Below are 9,284 nucleotides of genomic sequence, written 5' to 3'. Positions count from 1 at the left end.
GCCAGGCCGCCCGCCGGGTCGGCACCCCGGCGGCCCGGGCCAGCCCGGGCAGGCAGAGCGCGACCGCCAGCACGCCCGCCACCGCGACGAGCCGCAGCAGCACGATCGCGCCGACCAGCCCGCCGCCGAGGAGCACCGCCAGCCTGGCGAGCAGCACGAAGAACGGCCCATACGGCGCCGGGGTGTCCCGCCAGATCGGCGGGACCGCCTCCGTCCAGGGGCAACCCGCCGCCGCCACGCCCACCCGGTACGGATCGGCGCCGTGCGTCCAGCTCCAGCCCTGACAGACGTACGAGTAGACGTCGCGGCTGCCCAGCGGCGGCGCGGCCAGCAGCGGCAGCAGCCAGAGCCCGGCGGTCAGGTACGCCCACCGGGTCGACGCGGCACCGCGGCGCAACGACCACCAGGCGCCGACCAGCAGGACGGTGCCGACCAGCCAGCAGCCGAGCACCCACGGCCCGTGCGGAGCCCGCCACAGGTCGAGCAGGCTGGTGGTGTCCGGAGCGGCGGGCAGCGCCCCGCCCAGCCAACCGGCGACGGTCAGCAGCGCCGCTCCGACGAGGCCCGCCCAGCGCGCGACTCCGGCCCGATCCGGGCGGTCCGGCGCGGCGGACGCTTCGCCGGAGTCGGTCACCGGCACCTCTCCCTAGTCGGCGGGGGCCGGTTGGCGGGCCGCCCGAGCCGACCGTACCAACCGGACGGCCACCCAGATCACCAACAGCGTCATCAGCGGCGCGCCGGGCATCTTGGTGTACCGGGGCAGACCGGTGCCGTCCGCCAGCACCAGGAACGACGAGACCAGCGCGACCAGCGCGAACCAGCCGGTCCGCCGGCTGGTCGCGGCGAGCACCGCGAGCGGCCAGGTCCAGTACCAGGGGTGGAAGAGCGGGGCCAGCGCGACAGTGGCGGCCAGCGCGAGGCCGGCGTGCCAGAGCGGCTCCCGGGTCCGGGCCCGCCACCAGAGCCAGATCAGCAGCGCCGCGAGCACCAGCACGCCGATCGCCCGGGTCACCGGCAGCGCGTCGATGTGCGCGCCGAAGAGCCCGGCGATGTAGCCGGCCGTCTGCCCGACCGCGGTGGGCGGCGAGGTCCAGGCGACGACCAGGTTGCCCTGTTCCAGCCCGCTGATCCAGCCGAAGTCCAGGCCGGCGGCGAGGGTCACCCCGATCACGGTGGCCACCGCCGCGCCGACCACCCACGCGCCGTCGCGGATCAGCGAGCGGATCCGGTACGGCCCGGCGATCGCGGCCAGCGCGGCGAACGGCACCACCACCAGGGCGGTCACCTTGATGCCGGCGGCCAGCCCGAGCAGGAGCCCGCCGACCAGCAGCGGACCGGGGCGACCGGGTCGGGACGCCACCACTGCCAGGCCGGCGGTGAGCAGGCCGACCATCATGGCGTCGTTGTGCGAACCGGAGATCAGGTGCACCGGGACCAGCGGGCAGGCCAGGGCCAGCCAGAGCGCCCGCTCGGCCGGCACGCCGCAGCGCCGGGCCAGCACCGGCAGGGAGCAGGCGGCCAGCGCCACCCCGGCCACCGCGAGCAGCCGGAACAGCACCATGCTGCCGATCAGCGAGCCGGCGAGGGAGACCACCGCCCCGGAGACCACCACGAAAAGCGGCCCGTACGGCGCCGGGGTGTCCCGCCAGATGTACGAGATGGTGTCCAGCCACGGGCAGGGCAGGGTGGAGACGCCGAACTCGTACGGGCTGATCCCGGCGGCGTAGCTCGCCCCCTGGCAGCTGTACGCGTAGACGTCCCGGCTGCCCAGCGGCGGGGTGATCAGCATCGGCAGGATCCAGAGGCCGATGGTGATCAGCGCCCAGCGGGTGGACGGCACCCGGTCTCGCAGCGACCACCAGGCCCAGGCCATCAGCCCGGTGCCGACCAGCCAGGTGGCGATGACGAGCGGGCCGTTCGGGCCCTGCCAGATGCTGACCGGGGTGGGGCGCAGCTCGGAGTGCGGCAGCGCACCGCCGATGAAGGCAGCCACGGCGAGCAGGGCGGAACCCGCCAGGCCGATCCAGCGTGAGAGGTGGTGAGGCACGCCGGACATGCTGCCAGTACGGTGGTCGCGGTCAGGAGGTGGGCATGCGGGACAGTCGGGCGGTGGTGGCCGCCGCCGCGTCCGCGCTCGTCCTCGGCGTGCTCTATCTCGTCCTGCCGACGATGGGCTCGGACCTGTCCGCCCAGGTCGCCCGCGCCGGGTTCTTCGCCACGCACGGCGCCGCCCCACTGGACCTGCGCTGGTACGGCGGGGTCCACCCGTGGGGCTACAGCCTGGTCTCCCCGCCCCTGATGGCCCTGCTCGGGGTACGGGTCACCGGCGCGCTCGCACTGCTCGCCTCGGCCGCCGGGTTCGCGGCGCTGCTGGTGCGTACCGGGGCGCCCCGTCCCCTGCTCGGCAGCCTGGTCGGGGTGCTCACCATCGCCGGCAACCTGGTCTCGGGCCGGGTGACGTACGCCCTCGGGGTGGCCTTCGGCCTGGCCGCCCTGCTCGCCCTCACCCTGCCCGCCGCGACACCGCGACGCTGGCGGCGGTGGGCGTTGGCGGGGTTGGCCGCGCTGCTCGCCTCGGCGACCAGCCCGGTGGCCGGCCTCTTCCTCGGCCTCGCCGCCGCCGCGTTGCTGCTCACCCGCCGGCACGCCGACGGCCTGCTGCTCGGCGTGGCCGCCGCCGCGCCGCTGGCGGTGACCGGGCTGCTCTTCGGCGAGGGCGGCTGGATGAACATCAGCCGCACCGACACCCTGCACGCGGTGCTGACCAGTCTGGTGGTGGCCGCGCTGGTGGCGTACCGGCCGGTGCGGATCGGTGCGCTGCTGTCGGCGGCCGGGGTGCTGGCGGCGGCGCTGCTGCACACGCCGGTCGGGTTGAACGCGACCCGGCTGGGGGTGATGTTCGCCCTGCCGGTCCTGGCCGCCATGGCGGGGCTCCCCCGGTGGGCCACCGACCGGCTCCCGTCCCGGTGGCACACCCGTCCGGTGGGTGCTGTCGCGCTGGCGGCGCTGCTCGCGGCGGTGTGCGGGTGGCAGCCGCCGGTGGTGGCCGCCGACGTGCAGAGCGCGGGCGACCCGACCAGCAACCGGGCGTACTTCGACCCGCTGCGGGCCGAGCTGACCAGGCGGGGGCTGACCGGCCGGCTGGAGGTGCCGCCGACCCGCAACTACTGGGAGGCCGCCCACCTCGGCGAGGTGCCGCTGGCCCGGGGCTGGCTGCGCCAGGCGGACATCGCCCGCAACCCGCTCTTCTTCACCACCGTCCCCGGTGCCACCGGCACGGGCGTGCCGCTGACCGCGGAGAGCTACCGGGCCTGGCTGGCCGAGAACGCGGTGCAGTACGTGGCCGTACCCGACGCCGAGCTGTCCTGGGTCGGCCGGGACGAGGCCGAGCTGGTCGAGGGCGGGCAGTCCTACCTCACCGAGGTCTGGTCCGACCCGCACTGGCGGCTCTACGCGGTGAGCGACCCGACTCCGCTGGTGGCCGCGCCCGCCGAGCTGGTCCGGCAGGACGGCGCCTCGGTGACCTTCCGGACCACCGGAGCCGGCCCGGTGCCGGTGCGGGTGCGGTACAGCCGCTGGCTGGGCGCGTCGGGCGGGGCGACGGTCGGCGCCGACGGCGACTGGACGGTGGTGACCGTGCCCCGCGCCGGCACGTACACCCTGGGCGGCTGAACGTTCCCGCCTGAACCGTTCACGTCATCAGATCTGTAGCGCCGTCAACCCCACATGACCCCGGCCGCCTTTGCCATTCCGGCAAGAATTGTTGTTGCCTTGCCGGGCGGCGTGAACGATCTGGAGCGCCGGCGGGGTGGGCCCGCCCGTCAGGAGGGTGACGAGGATGACCGACCCGCAGGCGACCGTGGACGAGGAGACCGCCCGCCACTGGGACGAGCTGTACGGCGGCCGCGACCGGCTCTGGAGCGGCCGGGCCAACGCGCATCTGGTCGACGTGGCCGGCGCGCTACCACCCGGCAGCGCCCTGGACCTCGGCTGCGGCGAGGGCGGCGACGCGATCTGGCTGGCCGGGCGGGGCTGGCGGGTGACTGCGGTCGATATCTCCCAGACCGCGCTGGACCGGGCGGCGGCCGAGGCCGCCGCGGCCGGGATGGCGTCCCGGATCGACGTCCAGCGGCACGACCTCAGCCGGACCTTCCCGGCGGGCGAGTTCGACCTGGTCTCCGCGCAGTTTCTCCAGTCACCACTGGAGTTTCCCCGGGCGGCGGTGCTCCGGGCGGCGGCCCGGGCGGTCGCGCCCGGCGGTCGGCTGCTGGTCGTCGAACACGGCGAGGTCCCGCCGTGGGCCCGCGCGGCCCATCCGGACCGGCGCTTCCCCACCCCGGAGGAGACCCTGGCCGAGCTCGACCTGGACCCGGACGGTTGGCGGACCGAGCGGCTGGACGCGCCGCGGCGGCAGATCACCGGCCCGGACGGGCAGCCGGCCACCCTGGTCGACCATCTGCTGCTGGTGCGTCGCCGGTAGCGGCGGCGCGGATCAGGACTCCATGACCCGTTGCATGGCCGCCCGGGAGCGGCGGCCGGTCCGCAGGTACTCGTCCAGGAACTCGCCCGGGTCGTCCCGGCCGAGCAGCCGGACCACCCCGGCCAGCTCCACCCCGTGCCGGGGCAGCTGGTCCCCGGCCCGGCCGCGAACCAGCATCAGCGCGTTGCGGACCTGCGCCGCCAGCGTCCACCCGGCAGCCATCTCGGCGGCGTCGTCCGGGTCGACCAGACCGGCGTCACGCGCCGCGGCGAGCGCGTCGAGGGTCCGGGTGCCGCGCAGCGCCGGCAGCCGGCCGGCGTGCCGGAGCTGGAGCAGCTGCACCGCCCACTCGACGTCGGCCAGGCCACCCCGGCCCAGCTTGGTGTTGGTGGCCGGGTCGGCGCCCCGGGGCAGCCGCTCGGTCTCCACCCTGGCCTTGATCCGGCGGATCTCCACCACCTGCTCGCGGATCAGCCCGTCCGCCGGGTAGCGAACCGGGTCGACCATCGCCTCGAACTCGGCACCCAGGTCGGCGTCCCCACAGACGAACCGGGCGCGCAGCAGCGCCTGCGCCTCCCACACCTTCGACCAGCGGGCGTAGTACTGCGCGTACGCGGCGAGGCTGCGGACCAGCGGACCCTGCCGTCCCTCCGGGCGCAGGTCGGCGTCCACCCCGAGCGGCGGGTCGGGAGCGGGCACGCCGAGCAGCCGGCGCAGCTCCTCGGCGATCGCGTGGGCGGCGGCGGTGGCGGCGCTCTCGTCCGCACCGGTCGGCGGGTCGTAGACGAAGAGCACGTCGGCGTCGGAGAGGTAATTGGACTCGTACCCGCCGAGCCGGCCCATGCCGATCACGGCGAACCGCAGGCCGGGCAGCGCCGGCTGGGTGGCCCGGGCAATCCGCACCGCGGCGGCCAGGGTGGCGTCGGTGACGTCGGCCAGCGCCGCACCGACCGCGGTGACGTCCGCCAGCGTCGGAGCCCGCTCGGGGCGTACGCCGGGCTCGGCGGTACGCGGTCCCCGCTCGGTGAGCGGGGCGAGCGCGCCCGCCCGGCTCAGCACGTCCGCACAGGAGAGCCGGACGAGTTCCCGGCGGCGCAGCGCGCGTACCGCCCGGGTGGCCTGCTCGGGGTCGGCGTGCCGGGCCGCCGCCGCGGCGAAACCCTCGCAGAGCACCTCCCGGGGGCGCGGGGTCAGCTCGCTGTCCTCGGCCAGCAGCCGCAGCGCCTCCGGCTCCCGGGCCAGCAGATCGGCGGCGTACCGGGAGGACGAGAGGACCCGGGCCAGCCGGCGGGCCACCGGCCCCTCGTCCCGCAGCAGCCGCAGGTACCAGGGGGTGCTGCCCAGCTTGTCGGAGACCTGCCGATAGTTGAGCAGCCCCCGGTCCGGCTCGGGGGCGTCGGCGAACTCGCTGAGCAGCACCGGCAGCAGGGTGCGCTGGATGGCCGCCGTCCGGCTCACCCCGCCGGTGAGGGCCTGCAGGTGGCGCAGCGCCCCGGCCGGGTCGGCGAAGCCGAGGATCTCCAGCCGGTGCCGGGCCGCCTCCGGGGTGAGCCGCAGCCCGTCCGCCGGAACCCGGGCCACCGACTCCAGCAGCGGCCGGTAGAGCAGCTTGGCGTGCAGCCGGCGTACCTCAGTGGCGTGGGTGACCCAGTCGGCGCGGAACTCCTCGACGGCGCTGCGGCCCGGGGTGGCCAGGTAGCCCAGCGCGGCGGCCAGCCAGCGCAGCGCGGCCGGCTCGGTCGGCACGGTGTGGGTGCGGCGCAGGCCCTGGAGCTGGAGCCGGTGCTCGACGCCGCGCAGGAACCGGTAGCCGCGCAGCAGCGCCTCCCCGTCGGCCCGGCCGACGTAGCCTCCGGCGACCAGCGCGCGTAGCGCCGGGATGGTGCCCGGCACCCGCAGCGACTCGTCGACCCGGCCGTGCACCAGCTGGAGCAGCTGGACGGCGAACTCGATGTCCCGCAGCCCACCCGGGCCGCGCTTGATCTCCCGCTCCAGCTCCTTCGGCGGGATGTTGTCGATGATCCTGCGGCGCATCGAGCGGACGTCCTCGACCGCCTCCGGCCGCTCGGCGGCCGACCAGACCAGCGGCGCGAGCTGGTCGATCCACTCCCGGGCCAACGCCAGGTCGCCGGCCGCCGGGCGGGCCTTGAGCAGCGCCTGGAACTCCCAGGTCCGGGCCCAGCGCCGGTAGTAGGCGAGGTGGCTGGCGAGGGTACGCACCAGCGGACCCCGGTTGCCCTCGGGCCGCAGGGCGGCGTCCACCGGCCAGGCGACCAGCCCGCAGACGTGGATCAGCCGGGTGGCGACCAGGGTGGCGGTGGTCAGGTCCGCGTCGTCTGCCGCGACGAAGATGACGTCCACGTCCGAGACGTAGTTCAGCTCGTCGCCGCCGCACTTGCCCATGGCCACCACCGCCAGCCGGGGCCGCGGCGTGCCCTCCGGCAGCTCCTCGACGGCGATCTCGTACGCCGCCGCGAGGGTGGCGTCGGCCAGCGCGGAGAGCGCCGCCATGGTCTGCTCCAGGCCACGGCCGCCGGTCAGGTCCGCCGCCGCGATCCGCAGCAGCGCCAACCGGTACGCCTGCCGCAGCACCGCGATCGGCTGAGTCGACGCGGTCAGCCGACCGGCGGCGGCCAGGTCCAGCCGGCCGTCGGCGGTGGGCGCGAGCCCGTCCGGGGCGGTGGCCAGCACCGACCACTGGTTCGGATTGGCCACCAAATGGTCGCCGAGCGCCGAGGAGGCGCCGAGCACGGCGACCAGCCGACGGCGCAGCCCGGGATCGGCGTGCAGCGCGTCCAGCAGCGCCGACTTGCCGGCGACCCGGCGTTCGGCCTCGACGAGGCGGTGCAGTTGACGCAGCGCCAGGTCCGGGTCGGCGGCCCGGGAAAGGGCATTCAGCAGCTCCGCGGCTGCCTCGCCGGTGGGTTCCTGTTCGTCGGGGCGCCACAGTCCGAGCCCGTCCGGCCCGAGCAGGTCGGCGGCCCGGGCGTCGCCGTTCCCCTCGGCGGTGCCGAAACCGTACCGGGCGAGCCGCCCCCTGGTCGGTCGGGTCATGTCAGTGACCGAGCAGCGGCAGGCTGCGGCGATTGGTGTCGTCGTCCAGCTCGCCGAGGGCGAGGGCGGCGAACCGGATGGCGAACGGCTGCCAGACCTCCTCGACGTCCGCCATCACCCGGTCACAGGCGGCCACCACCAGCTCCGGGTCGTAGCCCAGCTCGGCGAGCTGCTCGGAGTCCCGGGCCCAGTCGGCGATCATCGCGGTGTCGCACTCGATGTGGAACTGCAACCCCCAGGCCCGGTCGCCGAGGCGGAACGCCTGGTGCGGGTAGCGGGTCGAGGCGGCCAGCAGGGTCGCGCCGTGGGGCAGCGCGGTGATCTCGTCGGAGTGCCACTGGAGCACGTCCGGGATCAGCGGCACGTACCGGAAGAGCGGGTCGGCGTCGGCGGCGTCCCGCTTGCCGACCACGGTCGGCCCGATCTCCGGCCCGGACGGGCTCCGCTCGACCTGGCCGGCGTGCGCGGCAGCCAGCAGCTGCGCGCCGAGGCAGATCGCGAGGGTGGGGACCCGCTGCCGGACGGCCTTGCGCAGCAGCCCCTCCAGGGCCGGCAGCCACGGCGCGCTGGGGCTGCCGTCGGGCAGCGGGTACGCCTGCTGGTCGCCGCCGAGCACCACCAGGGCGGCGTACCCCTCGAGGTCGGCGGGGAGCTCCTCACCCGCGTGCGGGCGGAGCACCCGCAGTTCCAGGCCCCCCTCGGTCAGCCACTCCCCCAGCCGGCGGAGGTCGTCGGTCGGGTCGTTCTCGATCACCAGCGCGGTCGCCACGACGTCGAGGCTATCCCGTACGCCGCCGAACGCCCGGAAGGGCTCGGCCCGACGCCCACTAGGCTCCCGCTGTGCTCACCGACGACTGCCTGCGCCCACCCGTCCTGCGCCCCGGCGACACGGTGATGCTGGTGTCGCCGTCCGGGCCGACCCGGCCGGAACGGGTGGCCCGCGGCATCGAGCTGCTCACCGGGTGGGGGCTGCGGCCGGTGCTCGCGCCGAACGCGTACGCCCGGCGGGGCTACCTGGCCGGCGGGGACGAGCTGCGGGCGGCCGACCTCAACACCGCCTTTGCCGACCCGGAGGTGCGCGGGGTGATCTGCACCCGGGGCGGCTACGGAGCGCAGCGGGTGGTGGACCTGATCGACATGGCGGCGGTCCGCCGGGACCCGAAGGTGGTGGCCGGCTTCTCCGACATCACGGCGCTGCAGTTCGCCCTCTGGCGGGGCGCTCGGCTGGCCAGCGTGCACGGCCCCGGCGCGGCCTGGCTGGACGACCGGACCCCGCCCCACTCGGCGGAGTCGCTGCACACCGCGCTGATGACCACCGAACCGGTCACCGTCGCCGCCGTGGCCGAGGAGGAGACGGTGGCGGTACACGTACCCGGCCGCGCGGAGGGTCCGCTGCTCGGCGGGAACCTCTGCCTGATCACCGCCTCCATCGGCACGCCCGACATGCCGGACCTGACCGGGGCGATCCTGTTGATCGAGGAGGTGCAGGAGCCGCCGTACAAGGTCGACCGGATGCTCACCCACCTGCGCCGTTGCGGCGCCCTGGACGGGGTGGCCGGGGTGGCCGTCGGGCAGTTCACCGACTGCGCCGACGCCTGGGACACCACCATCGTCGACGTACTCACCGACCGCCTCGCTGACCTCGGCGTCCCCGTCCTGGGTGGCCTCCCTATCGGCCACGGCGTCGGCCAGCTGACGGTCCCCGTCGGCACCCCCGCCACCCTGGACGCCACCGCCGGCACCCTCACGG

The 9,284-nt window shown here is 75.8% G+C and carries 7 protein-coding genes; 3 read left to right on the top strand and 4 right to left on the bottom strand.

Annotated elements, in window-relative coordinates; translation table 11 throughout:
• A partial coding sequence (gene mptB, locus DKL51_RS21325; protein ID WP_185734872.1) for a polyprenol phosphomannose-dependent alpha 1,6 mannosyltransferase MptB occupies positions 1 to 634 on the bottom strand: 634 nt, incomplete at its 3' end.
• Between the two features lie 12 nt (positions 635 to 646).
• Positions 647 to 2,047 (bottom strand): polyprenol phosphomannose-dependent alpha 1,6 mannosyltransferase MptB, encoded by a 1,401-nt coding sequence (gene mptB, locus DKL51_RS21320; RefSeq protein WP_185734871.1) that lies wholly within the window; start codon positions 2,045 to 2,047, stop codon positions 647 to 649.
• A gap of 44 nt (positions 2,048 to 2,091) precedes the next feature.
• Between mptB (DKL51_RS21320) and DKL51_RS21315 the strand changes: the two genes are divergently transcribed.
• Entirely contained in the window at positions 2,092 to 3,672 is a 1,581-nt protein-coding gene (locus tag DKL51_RS21315) for a hypothetical protein (RefSeq protein WP_124812412.1), read from the top strand.
• 166 nt (positions 3,673 to 3,838) lie between these two features.
• On the top strand, positions 3,839 to 4,480 hold the full coding sequence (locus DKL51_RS21310) for a class I SAM-dependent methyltransferase (RefSeq protein ID WP_109942753.1): 642 nt from the start codon (positions 3,839 to 3,841) through the stop codon (positions 4,478 to 4,480).
• Positions 4,481 to 4,492: 12 nt separating this feature from the next.
• Here the strand turns inward: DKL51_RS21310 and DKL51_RS21305 are convergent, their stop codons facing one another.
• Positions 4,493 to 7,534, bottom strand: a complete 3,042-nt coding sequence (locus DKL51_RS21305; protein WP_124812411.1) for a bifunctional [glutamine synthetase] adenylyltransferase/[glutamine synthetase]-adenylyl-L-tyrosine phosphorylase — start codon at positions 7,532 to 7,534, stop codon at positions 4,493 to 4,495.
• 1 nt (position 7,535) lies between these two features.
• Positions 7,536 to 8,303, bottom strand: a complete 768-nt coding sequence (locus tag DKL51_RS21300; protein ID WP_109942751.1) for a type 1 glutamine amidotransferase — start codon at positions 8,301 to 8,303, stop codon at positions 7,536 to 7,538.
• A gap of 71 nt (positions 8,304 to 8,374) precedes the next feature.
• Between DKL51_RS21300 and DKL51_RS21295 the strand changes: the two genes are divergently transcribed.
• Positions 8,375 to 9,284: S66 peptidase family protein (locus DKL51_RS21295; RefSeq protein ID WP_148097820.1), on the top strand; the 910-nt coding region annotated here is incomplete at its 3' end.

The sequence above is a fragment of the Micromonospora globispora genome (assembly GCF_003857015.1).
GTDB classification, from domain to species: domain Bacteria; phylum Actinomycetota; class Actinomycetes; order Mycobacteriales; family Micromonosporaceae; genus Micromonospora; species Micromonospora globispora.
Note: the sequence above shows the minus strand (reverse complement) of the source record. Positions and strands in the feature narration are given on the sequence as shown.

Excerpts from the sequence above, each read along its gene's own strand:
- DKL51_RS21315 (WP_124812412.1), top strand. The coding sequence starts at position 2,092 with ATGCGGGACAGTCGGGCGGTGGTGGCCGCCGCCGCGTCCGCGCTCGTC.
- DKL51_RS21310 (WP_109942753.1), top strand. The coding sequence starts at position 3,839 with ATGACCGACCCGCAGGCGACCGTGGACGAGGAGACCGCCCGCCACTGG.
- DKL51_RS21305 (WP_124812411.1), bottom strand. The coding sequence starts at position 7,534 with ATGACCCGACCGACCAGGGGGCGGCTCGCCCGGTACGGTTTCGGCACC.